Source organism: Pseudonocardia oceanicola, assembly GCF_047200735.1.
In the GTDB taxonomy this organism is placed as follows: domain Bacteria; phylum Actinomycetota; class Actinomycetes; order Mycobacteriales; family Pseudonocardiaceae; genus Pseudonocardia.
This window is the reverse complement of the sequence record NZ_JBJZON010000013.1, coordinates 11,565-26,533: the sequence shown is the minus strand read 5'-3', so window position 1 is coordinate 26,533 and position 14,969 is coordinate 11,565. Positions and strand designations below refer to the sequence as shown.

14 protein-coding genes are annotated in these 14,969 nt (G+C 75.1%); 2 read left to right on the top strand and 12 right to left on the bottom strand.

The features are described 5' to 3' along the window. Nucleotides 1-177 precede the first annotated feature (177 nt). From rpsO to ACL02T_RS18950, 5 genes are all read right to left on the bottom strand, one after another. Nucleotides 178-447 carry a 30S ribosomal protein S15 gene (gene rpsO / locus ACL02T_RS18970; protein WP_345384592.1) on the bottom strand — a complete coding sequence of 90 codons (270 nt, stop codon included), beginning with the start codon at nucleotides 445-447 and terminating at the stop codon, nucleotides 178-180. A gap of 269 nt (nucleotides 448-716) precedes the next feature. After that, nucleotides 717-1,244 carry an XRE family transcriptional regulator gene (locus ACL02T_RS18965; RefSeq protein ID WP_412832050.1) on the bottom strand — a complete coding sequence of 176 codons (528 nt, stop codon included), beginning with the start codon at nucleotides 1,242-1,244 and terminating at the stop codon, nucleotides 717-719. 110 nt (nucleotides 1,245-1,354) lie between these two features. Next, nucleotides 1,355-2,281 carry a bifunctional riboflavin kinase/FAD synthetase gene (locus tag ACL02T_RS18960; protein ID WP_412832049.1) on the bottom strand — a complete coding sequence of 309 codons (927 nt, stop codon included), beginning with the start codon at nucleotides 2,279-2,281 and terminating at the stop codon, nucleotides 1,355-1,357. Nucleotides 2,282-2,308: 27 nt separating this feature from the next. Then, nucleotides 2,309-3,211 (bottom strand): tRNA pseudouridine(55) synthase TruB, encoded by a 903-nt coding sequence (gene truB, locus ACL02T_RS18955; protein ID WP_412832048.1) that lies wholly within the window; start codon nucleotides 3,209-3,211, stop codon nucleotides 2,309-2,311. A gap of 11 nt (nucleotides 3,212-3,222) precedes the next feature. Then, nucleotides 3,223-3,882 (bottom strand): response regulator, encoded by a 660-nt coding sequence (locus tag ACL02T_RS18950; protein WP_412832047.1) that lies wholly within the window; start codon nucleotides 3,880-3,882, stop codon nucleotides 3,223-3,225. A 121-nt stretch (nucleotides 3,883-4,003) separates the two neighbouring features. Between ACL02T_RS18950 and ACL02T_RS18945 the strand changes: the two genes are divergently transcribed. Continuing rightward, entirely contained in the window at nucleotides 4,004-5,503 is a 1,500-nt protein-coding gene (locus ACL02T_RS18945; RefSeq protein WP_412832046.1) for a cation:dicarboxylate symporter family transporter, read from the top strand. 13 nt (nucleotides 5,504-5,516) lie between these two features. Beyond that, a complete protein-coding gene (locus ACL02T_RS18940) occupies nucleotides 5,517-7,178 on the top strand; it encodes a sensor histidine kinase (RefSeq protein ID WP_412832045.1) in 1,662 nt (553 codons plus the stop codon). Here the strand turns inward: ACL02T_RS18940 and ACL02T_RS18935 are convergent. The 7 genes from ACL02T_RS18935 to infB all read right to left on the bottom strand — a co-directional run bounded on the left by ACL02T_RS18935 (nucleotide 7,084) and on the right by infB (nucleotide 14,932). After that, complete coding sequence (locus ACL02T_RS18935) at nucleotides 7,084-8,439, bottom strand: MATE family efflux transporter (RefSeq protein WP_412832044.1); 1,356 nt, start codon at nucleotides 8,437-8,439, stop codon at nucleotides 7,084-7,086. The genes ACL02T_RS18940 and ACL02T_RS18935 overlap by 95 nt on opposite strands. A 146-nt stretch (nucleotides 8,440-8,585) precedes the next feature. Beyond that, nucleotides 8,586-8,822 carry a hypothetical protein gene (locus tag ACL02T_RS18930; protein ID WP_412832043.1) on the bottom strand — a complete coding sequence of 79 codons (237 nt, stop codon included), beginning with the start codon at nucleotides 8,820-8,822 and terminating at the stop codon, nucleotides 8,586-8,588. Between the two features lie 231 nt (nucleotides 8,823-9,053). After that, entirely contained in the window at nucleotides 9,054-9,608 is a 555-nt protein-coding gene (locus tag ACL02T_RS18925) for a class I SAM-dependent methyltransferase (protein WP_412832177.1), read from the bottom strand. Between the two features lie 187 nt (nucleotides 9,609-9,795). Then, entirely contained in the window at nucleotides 9,796-10,800 is a 1,005-nt protein-coding gene (locus ACL02T_RS18920; protein ID WP_412832176.1) for a DHH family phosphoesterase, read from the bottom strand. Between the two features lie 70 nt (nucleotides 10,801-10,870). After that, nucleotides 10,871-11,335, bottom strand: coding sequence for a 30S ribosome-binding factor RbfA (rbfA, locus tag ACL02T_RS18915; protein WP_412832042.1), 465 nt, complete (start codon nucleotides 11,333-11,335; stop codon nucleotides 10,871-10,873). 83 nt (nucleotides 11,336-11,418) lie between these two features. Further along, the gene (locus tag ACL02T_RS18910; RefSeq protein WP_412832041.1) at nucleotides 11,419-11,712 is read right to left on the bottom strand and encodes a DUF503 domain-containing protein; all 294 of its coding nucleotides are present in this window, start codon (nucleotides 11,710-11,712) and stop codon (nucleotides 11,419-11,421) included. 73 nt (nucleotides 11,713-11,785) lie between these two features. After that, nucleotides 11,786-14,932, bottom strand: a complete 3,147-nt coding sequence (infB, locus tag ACL02T_RS18905) for a translation initiation factor IF-2 (RefSeq protein WP_412832040.1) — start codon at nucleotides 14,930-14,932, stop codon at nucleotides 11,786-11,788. Nucleotides 14,933-14,969: the final 37 nt, after the last annotated feature.

Here is a 14,969-nt window from a genome sequence, read left to right as displayed (position 1 = left end):
TGCCACCTCGCCGGATCCTCCGCGGAGCCGGTCTTCGATCGAAGCCCCCGGAGTCTTCCCTCCGGGAACCACTACCGAGGACCGGCGGATCATGGGGCGCGGTGGCGGGAGTGGGTCGTTCTTCAGTTGTGCGCCGGGTCGCCGGGGCGGCTCACACCGCCCCGGCCCCGGACCGGGTCAGCGGCGCAGGCCCAGCCGCTCGATGAGCGAGCGGTAGCGCTGCACGTCGACCGACGCCAGGTACTTCAGCAGGCGGCGGCGGCGGCCGACCATGAGGAGCAGGCCGCGGCGGGAGTGGTGGTCGTGCTTGTGCTGCTTGAGGTGCTCCGTCAGGTCGCTGATGCGCTTGGTGAGCAGCGCGACCTGCGCCTCCGGCGAGCCGGTGTCGCCCTCGTGGACGCCGTACTCGTCGAGGATGGTCTTCTTCTCTGCGGCGGTGAGTGCCACTGCGGTGGTGCTCCTTCGTGTGGTGACGTCCGTGGGGCCCGCACCCGGGCCACGCGCTCACCGTGGTGGGCGACCGCGTCGGGGCGGGAAGCTGGTCGCGGCCGCCACGGACTGCAGCCGGACCCGGCACAGAGGCTACCAGCGCGAGCCCCTCCCCCTCCGGGTACCCGGGGATCGCCGCCGGTCAGGACGGGTGGGGACGGCGCGGCGCGGGCCGGCGGGCCGAGGTGCGCGGCGGGTTCCGGCGGGCTCGGCGGGTCTCGGCGGGCTCAGCGGGCGGCGGCGGCCCGGCGCAGGAGGGCGGCGAGCTCGGGGAAGGTCGCGGCGAGGGTCGACGCCGCGGCGACCAGCTGCGTGGGCCCGGCGACCCGGCGCAGCGCCTCGGCGGCGAGCAGGGCGGGGTCGCGCGGGAGCCCGGGGCGCGGGACCGGCCGGGTCGGGCGCGGGTCGGTGCCGGGACGGACGGCGGGGACCGGCCGGGCGAGCAGCGCGCTCCACTCCGGCGACGCGCCGCGCACCTGCTCCAGCAGCGTCGGCACCGCCTCCGGTGCGACGGGCCCACCGGCGCACCGTTCGTCGAGCAGGAGCAGGCGCGCGAGGACGGCCGGATCACCGATCTTCACGCGCTTCGCGCTGACCAGCTGCGACAGCATCGCCGGGCTCATCCCGAGCGTCGCGGCGACCGTGCCCTGGGTGATCCCCAGGACCCGCATCATCCGGTGCACCCGCTCGGCGAGCGGCGCGCCGTACAACGCCCGCTGTCGCTCACGGTTCTCGGCCAGCCGGTCGATCTCCACGCCCCGATGCTGGCATCCCGGCCGTGCTCCTCGTGGCGGAACGCGGGAAGTCGGCGCTGGGAACCGCGCCGGACCGGCAGGCCCACCCGATCGGGTGCCGGGGCGGGGTCTCAGACCCCCAGCAGCTCCCGCGTCCGCTCGACGTCGGCGTTCATCTGCTCGACGAGGGGGCCGACGCCGTCGAACCGCTCCTGCCCGCGGAGCCGGTGGGCGAACTCGATGCCGACCTCGTGGCCGTAGAAGTCCTCGTCGACGTCGAGCACGTAGGCCTCGACGGTGCGGACCTTGCCGGAGAAGGTCGGGTTGGAGCCGATCGACACCGCCGCGGGCAACCGCCGCTCGCCGAGCAGGAACCAGCCCGCGTAGACGCCGTCGGCGGGCAGGGCGGTGTGCGCGGCGCAGGCGACGTTGGCGGTCGGGAAGCCCAGCACGCGGCCGCGCTTGTCGCCGTGCACGACCACGCCGTCGACCCGGTGGAGCCGCCCGAGCGCGGCGGCGGCGGCCGCCATGTCGCCCGCGTCGATGCACGAGCGGATGTAGGTGGAGGAGAAGGTGACCCCGTCGTCCGTGATCAGGTCCAGCGCCTCGACCTGGAAGCCGAACCGGACGCCCAGCTCGGACAGGGTGGCGATGTCGCCGGCGGCCTTGTAGCCGAAGGTGAAGTTGGTGCCCACCACCACGACGGCGGCGTGCAGGGTGTCGACCAGCACCTCGTGCGCGAACTCGGCCGGCTTCATGTGCGCCAGCTCGTTCGTGAACGGGATGACGCAGAACGCGTCCGCCCCCGCCTCCTCGACCAGGTCGGCCCGGCGTTCGAGGGTGGTCAGCGCCGCCGGGTGCGAGCCGGGGCGGACCAGCTCGGCGGGGTGCGGGTCGAAGGTGACGACGACGCTGCGCAGGCCGCGCTCCCGGCCCCGGGCGACCGCCCGCTCGATCAGCTGCCGGTGCCCGCGGTGCACGCCGTCGAAGACCCCGATGGTCACGACGCTGCGGCCCCACCCCGACGGCACGGCCTCGAGTCCACGCCACCGCTCCACGATCGCCACCCTACGGAACCCGCCTGCTCACGACCCGGCCGGGGCGAGCACCACGACCGGCCTCGCCGCGCCCCCCGCGTCGGCCATGAGCGCCAGCACGCGCCCGTCCGGCGCGAAGACGCCGTAGGTGCCGGTCAGGCCGGCCGCGGGCAGCCGCTTGCCGTGCGAGACGTCCGTCGCGCCGCCGGCGTCGACGTCCCGGCGCGGGAACGCCGTCGCCACCGCTGCGGCGAGGTCGAGCGACAGCCCCGGCGCCGCCTCCAGCTCCGCCAGCGTGCGCGCGTGGGTCAGGTCGAACGGGCCGACGCGGGTGCGCCGCAACGCGGTCAGGTGTCCGCCGACCCCCAGCGCCGCCCCCAGGTCCCGGGCCAACGCCCGCACGTACGTCCCCGACGAGCACTCCACGACCACGTCCAGGTCCGCGCCGCGGCGCTCGCGCAGGGTGAAGTCCGAGACGGTGACCGGCCGCGCCGGGATCTCCACGGTCTCGCCCGCCCGCACCCGCGCGTAGGCCCGCTTCCCGTCGATCTTGATCGCGCTGACCGACGACGGGACCTGCAGGACCTCGCCGGTCAGGTCGGCCATCGCCGCCGCGATCGCCGCATCGGTGACGCCCGACGCCCCGGCGCAGGACACGACCTCGCCCTCGGCGTCGTCCGTGGTCGTCGTGGCGCCGAGGCGGATGGTCGCGGTGTAGCCCTTGGTGTCGAGCGCGAGGTGCCCGAGCAGCTTGGTGCCCCGCTCGACCCCGCACACCAGCACGCCGGTGGCCATCGGGTCGAGGGTGCCGGCGTGGCCGACCTTCCGGGTGCGCAGGATGCGCCGCAGCCGGGAGACGACGTCGTGGGAGGTCATCCCGCCGGGCTTGTCCACGATCACCAGCCCGGGTCCGGGCGCGGACACGGAGCCTGCGGAGTCGTCCCTGGGCACGAGCGGCGACCCTACCTGCCGAGCCGGTACCCGACGCCGCGTGCCGTGACGATCACCTCCGGCCGGCCCAGCTTGGACCGCACCAGCGCCACGTGCGCCTCCAGGGTGCGGCGCGCGGAGGAGTCGGTGGTCCCCCACACCTCGTCGAGCAGCTCGTCGCGCGCGACGACGGCGCCCTCGCGGCGGGCGAGCGCCGCGAGCAGGTCGAACTCCTTGCGCGCCAAGGCGATCTCGGCACCGGCGACGGTGACCGCGCGGCGGGCGAGGTCGATCTCGACGTCCCCGGCCACGACGGCGGGCGCCACCCCGAGGCCGCGGGTGCGGCGCAGCACGGCGTCGATCCGGGCCAGCAGCTCCTCGACGAGGAACGGCTTGACGATGTAGTCGTCCGCGCCGTTGCGCAGCCCGCTGACCCGGGCCTCCACCGCCCCGCGGCCGGTCACGGCGAGGATCGGCACCCGCGAGACCTCCCGGATGCCGCGGCACACCCCGATCCCGTCCCGGTCGGGCAGCCCCATGTCGAGGAGCACGACGTCCGGTTCGGACTCGCGCACCGCCGCGAGCGCCGCGGCCCCGCTGGTCACGTGCCGCACGCGGAAACCCGCGGCGCCGAGGGCCTTCGCCACCGCGCCGCCGAGGACGGTGTCGTCCTCGACCAGAAGTGCTCTCACCCGGATTGCCCCGTCCCGCGGAACCTCAAGCCCGGCCCAATTATGACCGCCTACGCCCTGACTCGGCGCCGGTCGCGTTCCTAGCGTGCTCCCCCGTACCGGACGTCGAGGAGGACGACACGTGACATCAACCGAAGCCGCACCTCGCAGGCGCTTCTTCACCCAGCTCTGGTTCTGGGTCATCGTCGGCATCGTCCTCGGCGTGGTGTTCGGGCTCGTGGCGCCCGACGCCGCCAAGGGCGCCAAGTGGCTCGCCGACGGCTTCATCCAGATGATCAAGGTGATCGTGGCGCCGGTCATCTTCTGCACCGTCGTCGTGGGCATCGCCTCGATCGGCAACCTGGCCCGGGCCGGCGGCCTCGCACTCAAGGCGCTGTTCTACTTCCTGGTCGCGACGGTCGTCGCCCTGACCCTCGGCCTGGTCGCCGCGAACGTCTTCGCGCCGGGTTCCGGCTTCCAGGGCCGGCCGTCGGAGTCCGCGCTGGCCTCCGCCGCGGGACAGATCGACAAGGGCGGCCAGGACACCGGGCTCACCGGCTTCATCCTCGACGACCTGCTCCCGACCAGCTTCCTGGGCCCGTTCGTCGAGAACGAGGTCCTGCGCGTCCTGGTGCTGGCGATCCTCACCGCCTGCTCCGTGTCGCTGCTGGCCGCGCCGCTGCGCACGCGGGTCGTCGGCTCGATCGAGACGATCGCCAAGGTCGTCTTCGGCATCATCACGCTGATCATGTGGGCCGCGCCGGTCGCCGCGTTCGGCGGCATGGCCTACACCGTCGCCCAGTTCGGCGCGTCGTCGCTGACCAACCTCGTCACGCTGATGGGCGTCTTCTGGGGGACCTGCGCGTTCTTCGTCGTGGCGGTGCTCGGGCTCGTGTCCTGGTGGGCCGGGTTCAACATCCTCAAGGTCATCCGGCTGATCAAGGACGAGCTGCTGATCATCGTCGGCACCTCGTCGTCGGAGTCCGTGCTGCCGCGCCTGCTGACCAAGCTGGAGGCGGCGGGCGCGTCGAAGCAGACCGTCGGCCTGGTCATCCCGACCGGCTACTCGTTCAACCTCGACGGCACCTGCATCTACCTCACCCTGGGTGCGCTGTTCATCATCCAGGCGGGCAACGAGTCCCTGCCGATCGCCCTGCAGATCGGCCTCGCCCTGCTCATGGTCCTGACGTCGAAGGGCGCCGCGGGCATCACCGGCGCCGGTCTGGTCACGCTGGCCGCGTCGCTGCAGGCCTTCGGCGGCGAGTTCTTCTCGGCGGAGGCGATCGCCGTCGGCATCGCGCTGATCATCGGCATCGACCGCGTGATGAGCGAGGGCCGCGCGCTGACCAACTGCATCGGCAACGTCGTGGCGACCCTGGTCATCGCCCGCTGGAACGGCGAGCTCGACCGCGAGCGGCTCAAGGCGGTGCTCGACGACCCGTCGCTGGTCGACGAGGCCATGGAGCTGGAGCACGGCTCGCGGGCCGAGGAGGACGAGTCCGCGAAGGAGCTCGCGGCGGTCGGCGCCGGCGGCTACGAGGTCGCCACCGAGCGCACCGGCCGGGTCACCGGCACCGGCACGACCCTGCCGCCCACCGGATTGACCGAGGAGAGCAGCGCGACCCACGAGACCGTCCGGTAGCACAATCGCCGGCGTGTCCCCCCGACCCCGCCGCGGTTCCCGCCTCGTCAGCCGGCTGCTCCTGCTGCAGCTCGTGACGGTGCTGGTGACCGTCGGCGGGGTCGCGGCGCTGGGGGTGTTGGGGGCCCGCGAGCTCGAGTCCGCCGCGGCGGCCCGGCTCACCCTGGCGACCGCGCAGTCCGTGGCGGGCGACCCGGCCGTGGTGGCGGCGGTGGCGGGCGGGGGCGATCCGGTCGTCGTCTCCCGGACCCTGCAGCCCCTGGCCGAGCGGGTGCGGGTCGCGACCGGCACCGCCTTCGTCGTGATCATGACGCCCGACGGCGTGCGGTACAGCCACGCCGAGCCGGACCGCATCGGTGGGGTGTACGTCGGCTCGATCGCCGAGGCCCGCGCCGGTCGCGCCCACACCGAGGACTACCCCGGCACCCTCGGGCCGTCCGTCCGCACCGTGGTCCCGGTGAGGGACCGGGGCCAGGTCGTCGGGTTGGTGTCGGTGGGCGTCCTGGAGACCCGGATCAGCGCGCTGGTGGCGCGCGAGCTGCCGTGGATCCTCACCGTGGCCGCGGCGGCGGTGGCGCTCGGGGCGTTCCTCGCCTGGCTGCTGGCCCGGCGCGTGCGGCGGCAGACCCTCGGCCTGGAGCCCGAGGAGATCGCCGCGGCCTACACCCACCACGACGCCGTCCTGCGGGCCGTCCGCGAGGGCCTGATGGTGCTCGACCGGGACGGCCGGGTCGTGGTGCTCAACGCCGAGGCGCGTCGGTTGCTCGGCTTCACCGCCGACGAGCCGGTGGAGGGACGACGGTTGGTGGAACTGGGCGTGGACCCCGCGCTGCGGGCGGTCACGCGCCTGGCCACCGGCGGCGTCGAGGACGTGCGCGACACCCTCACGCTCGCGGGCGAGCGCGTCCTGCTGCTCTCCCGCACCGCGGCCGGGCCGCGCGCCGGTGACGGCACCCGCGTCGTCACCCTGCGGGACCGCACGGAGCTGTCGGGGGTGCTGCGCGAGCGTGACGCAGCGCGGGACCGGGCGCGGGCGCTCGCCGGGCAGGCCCACGAGTTCGCCAACCGGATGCAGACCGTGCTCACCCTCGTGCAGCTCGGCGACACCGACGACGCGCTGCGGGCCGGCACCGCGGCCGTCTACCGGGCGCGCGGCCCGGTGCTCGACACCGTGCACGACCCGGTGCTGGCCGCGCTGCTCACCGACAAGGCGTGGACCGCGAGCGAGCGCGGGATCGCCTTCACCGTGCACGACGAGACCGAGGACCCCGTCCCGCTCGGCCCGGACGACCTCGTCTCGCTCGTCGGCAACCTCGTCGACAACGCCCTCGACGCCGCGGAGGGCTCCCCGGACCCGTGGGTCGAGGTGCACCTCACCGACGGTGTGCTCGAGGTCGCCGACTCGGGGCCGGGCATCCCGCCCGAGGCCGCCGACGACGTCTTCGAGCACGGGTTCTCCACCAAGGAGGCCCGGCCGGACCGACCGCGCGGGATCGGGCTGGCGCTGGTCGCGCGGATCGTGCGCCGGCTCGGCGGGTCGGTCGAGGTGGTGCCGCGCGCGCCCGGGACGCTCTTCCGGGTCAGCCTGCCTGCGGGTTCTCCGCCGGACCCAGCACCGCGCCCGGCACCGCCCACCGTCCCGACCGCGTCCGCAGGCCCACCGCCACGAACCTGATCAGCATGAACACCGACAGGCCGGTCCAGATCCCGACCAGCCCCCAGCCCGCCACGAGCGAGATCCAGATCAGCGGGAGGAAGCCGCCGAGGGCCGCGAGCAGGGTCGTCGTCCGCAGGAACGCGGCGTCGCCGGCCCCGAGCAGCACGCCGTCGATCGCGAAGACCACGCCCGCCACGGGCTGCAGCGCGACGAAGAACCACCACGCCTGCGGGATCGTGTCCAGGGTGGCCGCGTCGCCGGTGAACAGGCCGGGGAGCACCGGGTAGAGCGCGGCGAACACGCCCGCGAACACCACGCCGAGGATCAGCCCGTACCGGATCACCTGGGCCGCCACGCCCTTCGCGTGCTCGGCCCCGCCCCCGCCCAGCGCGGCGCCGACGAGGGCCTGGGCGGCGATGGCGACGGCGTCGAGGACGAGGGCCTGGAAGTTCCACAGCTGCAGGACGACCTGGTGCGCGGCCACCGCCGACGCCCCGAACCGCGCCGCCACCGCCGTGGCCGACAGGAAGCAGATCTGGAAGCCCGCGGTGCGCAGGATCAGGTCGCGGCCCATCGACAGCTGCGCGCGGATCAGTGCGAGGTGCGGGAGGAGCGACACCTCCGGGTGCGCCTTCTTCTCCCTGCCGAGCGCGACCAGGAACAGCCCCGCGACGACGACCTGCGCCACCACGTTCGCGACGGCGGAACCCTCCAGGCCCCACCCCAGCCCGTGCACCAGCACCGGGCAGAGCACGGCGGACAGGCCGTTGCCGGCGAGGACGTAGCGCAGCGGGCGGGCGGTGTCCTGCACGCCGCGCATCCAGCCGTTCCCGGCGAGCGTGACGAGGATCAGCGGCGCCCCGAACAGCGCGATCCGCAGCCAGCTCACGGCGGCGTCGGCGACCGCGCCGCCGTCGCCGAGCGCGTCCGCGACCGGCCGCGCCACGAGCTGGCCGACGCCGAGCACCAGCAGCCCGACGGCGAGCGCCACCCAGGTGGCCTGCACCCCCTCGACGACCGCCTCGGGCCGCCGGCCCGCCCCGTGCAGCCGGGCCGAGCGCGCGGTGGTGCCGTACGACAGGAAGTTCAGCGCCGTGGTGACCTGCGCGAACAGCACGCCCGCGACGGCCAGCCCGGCGAGCGGGACCGCGCCCAGCCGCCCGACGACGGCGGTGTCGACCAGCACGTAGAGCGGCTCCGCGGCCAGCACGGGCAACGCCTGCGCCGCGAGTCGGAGGACCTGCCGGGCGGGCACCCCCTCGTGATCGGGCGAACTCACCCGGCCATGGTTCCACAGCGCACTCGAACGGCCTCCGGGCAGGCGTTATGGATCCATACTGCTGCCGGGCCGCCCTCTGAACCGCGTCATGGATCCATACTGCGCTCGAGCGGGCCTCGGGAGCCGCGTGAGGGGGCGTGTCGGCTCTACCCTCCCGCGAGGGCGGTGCCCCGCCCTCCTGGCCGTGGGCCCAGCTCCTGGGCCGGCTCGGCCGGGCCGAGGCGCTCACCGTGCCCGACGGCGACGCCGAGCTGGCCCGCTTCCTCGTGTTCGACGCCGTCGGCGCGGCCCTGCGCGCGGCCGCGCCCGTCCTGCTCGTCCTCGACGACCTGCTGTGGGCGGACCCGGACTCGTTGCGCCTGCTCGCGGCGCTCCGGGCGCACGTGGGTGAGGCGCCCGTCCTGGTGCTGGGCACCTACCGGGACACCGAACCGGGCGGGATGGCCGCGGTGGCCGTCGACCGGCGGATCGTGCTGTCCGGGCCGGCCGCCGCCGACCTCGGTGCGGCCCTACGGGCGGCCACCGGCGAACGGGTCGACGACGCGGGGGCCGCGACCGCCCGGACGCCGGTCGGCAGGGCGGTGACCGCGAGCCGGTCCCCTCTGGTACCGCCCTCAGGTGTGGGGGCGGCGGCAGACGTAGGCGTAGGCCGGGGGGAGGTTGCGCCAGATCGTCCGGCTGACCACCACCTCGTCGAACACCTCGTCCAGCAGGCGGCGGAACCGCCGGGCCGTCGTCATCGGCGCGGTGTGGGTGTAGGCGAAGGTCGCGAAGGCCCCGGCCGGACCGATCGCCGTGGCGACCTGCTCGAGGATGGCGCGCTGGGTGGCGACGCCGAACAGCGACCACGGCAGCCCGCTCACCACCGCGTCGACGACGGGCACGGAGCGGGCGGCGAGCAGCCCGGTCAGGTGCTCGGCGTCGCCGTCGACGACCTCCATGTCCGGGCGGGTGCGGCGCAGGAACGCCGCGAGGCGGGGGTCGAGCTCCACGGCCAGGTGGCGGGCGCCGGCCGGCAACCGGCCGGCGATCGCGGCGGACACCGAGCCGGTGCCGGGCCCCAGCTCGACGACGGTGGGTGCGCCGTGCGTGGGGACCACCGAGGCCAGCAGGTCGGCCAGCCTCGGCGAGCTCGGCGCCACGGCGCCGATCTGTCCCGGGCTGCGCACGGCCGCGGCCAGGAAGGCCCGCCGCGGCCCGACGGCGGACGGCGGTGCGGGGCAGGTCGGGATGCTCCCGGCCACGCCACCCGAACGGGTGGACGGGGCGGGGAGGGCGGGCTCAGCGGTCAAGTCGTCCTCCTCGTCGCGCCCGAGGGTACGCACCCGACCCTGTGACGGAGGTGAACGTGAGGGGTCAGATTCGTCCGGATCGTCCACCGGCCGCCACGGCGCCGAGGATCGCGGCCAGGATCTCCTCGCGGCGGCCGTCGCGGGTGAACCCGGCGGCACGCGGGTGTCCGCCGCCGCCGAGCCCGACGGCGATCGCGGCGACGTCGACCGCGCCCCTCGAGCGCAGCGAGACCGTCCAGCGGGCCTCCCCCACCTGCTTGAGCACCGCGGTGACCTCGGCCTCGACGGCGGTCCGGACGTGATCGACCACGCTCTCGACCTCCTCGGGCCGGAAGCGCCGGACGACGTCCAGCGGCACCGTGGCGTGCACCGTGGCCCGGCCCGCCGGCACCCCCGGCTCCAGCTCGGCGCGGGCGAGGATCCCGCCGAGCGCGCCCAGCCAGGCGAAGGGGTGCGAGTCGACGAGCCCGCGCATCAGCGGCTCGACCTCGACCCCCGACTCGACCAGCTCGGCGGCCAGCCGGTGCGGCCCCGGGCCGCCGATCCGGAAGCCGACGGTGTCGGTGGCCAGCCCGGCGTAGAGGCACCGGCCGATCAGGGGGTCGAGCGGGGTGCCGAGCTCGGCGAGGATGCGGCGGACCAGCATCACCGTCGCCTCGGCGCGGGGGTCCAGCACACGGACGGTGCCGAACCCGGGGTTCGAGGCGTGGTGGTCGACGAGGATGGAGCGGCCCGCGGCGTCGATCCGCCCGGCGAGCACGCCCAGGCGGCGCTGGTCGGCGGTGTCGCAGGCGACGACCACCTCCGGCGCCTCCGGCACGGCCGAGGCCGGGACCAGCAGGCCCTCGGTGTCGAGGGCGCGCAGGGACTCGGGTGCGGACTCGTCGCCGTCCTGGACACCGAAGGAGACCCGCACGGAGGTCCCGCGCCGGTGCAGCGCCAGGCCGAGCGCGAGGGCACTGCCCAGGCTGTCGGCGTCGGGTGAGACGTGCCCGAGGAGGACGACCTCCTCGGCCCCGCGGAGCACGGCGGCGGCGTCGGCCACCGCCCGGGCGACCGTGCGCCCGATCGCGGCGTCGGCGTCGTCCCGGTCGTCCGGGCCCAGGGCCGCGAACCGGGGGTGCGCGGTCACCGGGTGCTCACTCGTCCCCGAAGGCTGCGGAGCGGTCCTGCTCGCGCGGCGCCCGGTAGGGGTCGGCCTCGCCGGCGGGCCGGGCGCCGGCCGCCAGCCGGGCCACCTCGGCGTCGGACGCGCGGGTCCGGGCGAGCAGCTCCTCCATCCGGCGGGCCTCGTCCGGGACCTCGTCGGCGACGAAGGACAGGCTCGGGGTGTGCCGCACGCCGGTCTGCCGGCCCACCATCGTGCGCAGCACGCCCTTCGCGCTCTCGAGCGCGGCGGCGGCACCGGCGGTGTCGGGCGCCTCGTCGACCGTGCGGCCGAGCACCGTGTAGTACACGGTCGCCTCGCGCAGGTCACCGGTGACCCGGGTGTCGGTGATGGTCACCATCGCCAGCCGAGGGTCCTTCACCTCGTGCTCCAGCGCCCCGGCGACGATCTGCGAGATCCGCTTCGCCAGCCGACGGGCGCGGGCCTGGTCCACCATGACGCGCTCCTCCCTGCGGCTCCGCCGCCGTGCGCGGGCGGCGGTGCCGGAGCACCACCGAGCGCGCACGGGCGGCGGAGCTGCTAGTCCTCCGGTCCCAGCATCCGGTGCCGGGCCGACAGCAGTTCCAGCTCGGGACGGGCGGCGACGAGCCGCTCGCAGGAGTCGAGCACCTCGGTCACGTGGCCGGGATCCGCGGCCACGCACGACACCCCGATCAGGGCCCGTCGATGCAGATCCAGGTGCCCCGCCTCGGCGACGGACACCGCGAAGCGCCTCCGCAGCTCGGCCACCACGGGCCGGACCGCGGAGCGCTTCTGCTTGAGCGAGTGGACGTCCCCGAGCAGGACGTCCAGCTCCAGTGCTCCCACGTACATGCTCGAAGGACAGCCGTGTCCGAACGCCGGGGACGGCCCGCGACCGCAGGCCGACCCCGGCGCACCGGGGCCGCTAGGCCCGAGGCTTCTCCCGCATCTCGAAGGTCTCGATGACGTCGTCGACCTTGATGTCGCTGTACGTGCCCAGGGTCAGACCGCACTCGAAGCCCTCGCGGACCTCGACCACGTCGTCCTTGAACCGGCGCAGCGAGCTGATCGGCAGGTTCTCCGCGATGACCACCGAGTCCCGCAGCAGCCGCCCGCGGGCGTTGCGGCGGATCTCGCCGTTCATCACGAGGCAACCGGCGATCGTGCCGAACTTGGAGGACTTGAAGACCTCGCGGACCTCCGCCCGGCCGAGCTCGACCTCCTCGTACTCCGGCTTGAGCATGCCCTTCAGGGCCTGCTCGATCTCCTCGATCGCCTGGTAGATCACCGAGTAGTAGCGGATCTCCACGCCCTCGCGGTTGGCCAGCTCCGTGGCCTTGCCCTCGGCACGGACGTTGAAGCCCATGACGATGACGTTGTCCGCGATGGCGAGGTTGATGTCGCCCTCGGTGATGCCACCGACGCCGCGGTGGATCACCCGCAGGTCGACGTCCTCACCCACGTCCAGCTTCATCAGGGCGTCCTCGAGGGCCTCGACGGTACCCGAGTTGTCACCCTTGATGATCAGGTTGAGGGTGCTGGTCTCCTTCAGCGCGGCGTCGAGGTCCTCGAGCGACACGCGCTTGCGACGGCTGGCCAGCTCGGCGTTGCGCTCCCGCGCCCGCCGCCGGTCCGCGATCTGCCGGGCCACCCGGTCCTCGTCGACGACGAGGAACGTGTCGCCCGCACCCGGGACCGAGGTCAGACCGATGACCTGCACCGGGCGCGACGGGAGCGCCTCGGTGACGTCGTCGCCGTGCTCGTCGACCATCCGCCGGACGCGCCCGGAGGCGTCGCCCGCGACGATCGAGTCGCCGACCCGCAGCGTGCCGCGCTGGACCAGGACGGTCGCCACCGGACCACGACCGCGGTCCAGGTGACCCTCGATCGTGACGCCCTGGGCCTCCATGTTCGGGTTGGCCCGCAGGTCCAGCGCCGCGTCCGCGGTCAGCAGGATCGCCTCGAGCAGCTGCTCGATGTTCGTCCCCTGCTTCGCGGAGATGTCGACGAACATCGTCTCGCCGCCGTACTCCTCCGCGACCAGGTTGTACTCGGTCAGCTGCTGACGGATCTTGGCCGGGTTCGCGCCCTCGACGTCGATCTTGTTCACCGCGACCACGATCGGCACGTCGGCCGCCTGGGCGTGGTTGATCGCCTCGACGGTCTGGGGCATGACGCCGTCGTCGGCCGCGACCACGATCACCGCGATGTCCGTGGACTTCGCCCCGCGGGCACGCATGGCGGTGAACGCCTCGTGCCCCGGGGTGTCGATGAAGGTGATCGGCCGCTCGACGCCCTCGAGCTCCGTCTGGACCTGGTAGGCGCCGATGTGCTGGGTGATCCCGCCGGCCTCGCCCTCGCGGACGTTCGCCTTCCGGATCGTGTCCAGCAGCCGCGTCTTACCGTGGTCGACGTGACCCATGATGGTCACGACCGGCGGCCGGACGACCCAGTCCTCCTCGTCGCCCTCGTCGCCGAAGGAGATGTCGAAGCTGTCGAGCAGCTCGCGGTCCTCCTCCTCCGGGCTGACGACCTGGACGGTGTAGTTCATCTCGGTGCCGAGCAGCTCGAGCACCTCGTCCGCCACCGACGCCGTGGCCGTGACCATCTCGCCGAGGTGGAACAACACCTGCACCAGCGAGGCCGGGTTGGCGTTGATCTTCTCCGCGAAGTCGGTCAGCGACGCGCCGCGCGGCAGCCGGATCGTCTCGCCGTTGCCCTTGGGCAGACGGACGCCGCCCACCGAGGGCGCCTGCATGGAGTCGAACTCCTGGCGCTTCTGCCGCTTCGACTTGCGGCCCTTGCGCGCCGGACCGCCGGGACGCCCGAAGGCACCCGCCGTGCCGCCGCGGCCACGACCGCCGCCGCCACCGGGACGACCGCGGAAGCCGCCGCCCGCCGGGGCGCCGCCGCCACCGGGACCGCCGCCGCCACCGGGGCGGAAGCCGCCGCCGCCGGGACGACCACCGGGGCCGCCGGGACGACCGCCGGGACCACCACGACCGCCGGGACCACCACGCCCACCGGGCGCGGGACGCCCACCCGCCGGGCGGGCCGGCATCATGCCGGGGTTCGGGCGCGGGGGCATGTTGCCCGGGCTCGGGCGCGGACCGCCGCGGCCGGCCTCACCGGACCGCTGCGGGGGCCGCGGGCCGCCGGCACCGGGGCCGGGACGCGGGGCGCCGCCCTGCTGCCCACCCTGGCCGCCACCCTGCTGGCCGCCACCCTGCGAGGGCGGCGGACCGGGGCGCGGCGCGGCCGGGCGCGGCGGGGCGCCGGAACCGACGCCGAACGGGTTGTTGCCGACGCGCGGCTGGCGCGGGCCGGGACGCGGGCCGGCGCTGCGCGGGGGCACGGTGCCGGCACCGGAACCGCCCTGGGCGGCCGCGGGACGCGACTGCTCCGGACGCGGGCCGGGACGCGGGCCCTGACGCTCGCCACCCTGACGCTCGCCACCACCCTGCTGGCCACCCTGACGCTCGCCGCCCTGCGGACCGCCCTGAGCGGGCCGCTGCGGCTGGGCCGGGCCGGGGCGCGGACCGGGGCGGGGACCCGACTGACCCGACTGACCCGGCTGGGCCGGGCGGGCGGGCGCCGCCGGGGACGCCGAGGCGGCCGGGGCCTCCGAAGCAGCCGAGGCGGCCGGGCGCTCCATGGGGGTCTCCGGGCGCTCCGCGGGGGTCTCCGGGCGGGAGGCCGGCGCGGGGCCGGGACGCGGACCCGGCCGCGGGCCGGGACCGGGGATGGGCGCGCCGGAGCGCGACGGGCCGGGGGTCGGCGCGGAACCCTGACCGGGACCCTGGGCGGGTTCGGACGGCCGGGCGCCGGGGCGCGGGCCACCGGGGGCCGACGACTGACCGGGGCGGGGGCGGCTGCCACCGCCGGGGACCCCGCGACGGGGTCCGCCACCGTTGCCGGCCATGGAGTCACGCAGCTTGCGCGCGACGGGGGCCTCGACGGTGGAGGACGGGGACTTCACGTACTCCCCGAGGTCTGCAAGCTTGCTGAGAACCTGCTTGCTGGAAATTCCGAGCTCCTTCGCGAGCTCGTGCACGCGGGCCTTGCCTGCCACTGCTCTCCTCTTCTTGCTCAAGAGAGGCCGGGCGGCA

Coding starts and splice junctions, on each gene's coding strand:
- rbfA (WP_412832042.1), bottom strand. CDS start 11,335: ATGGTGGACCAGGCCCGCGCCCGTCGGCTGGCGAAGCGGATCTCGCAG.
- ACL02T_RS18910 (WP_412832041.1), bottom strand. CDS start 11,712: ATGTACGTGGGAGCACTGGAGCTGGACGTCCTGCTCGGGGACGTCCAC.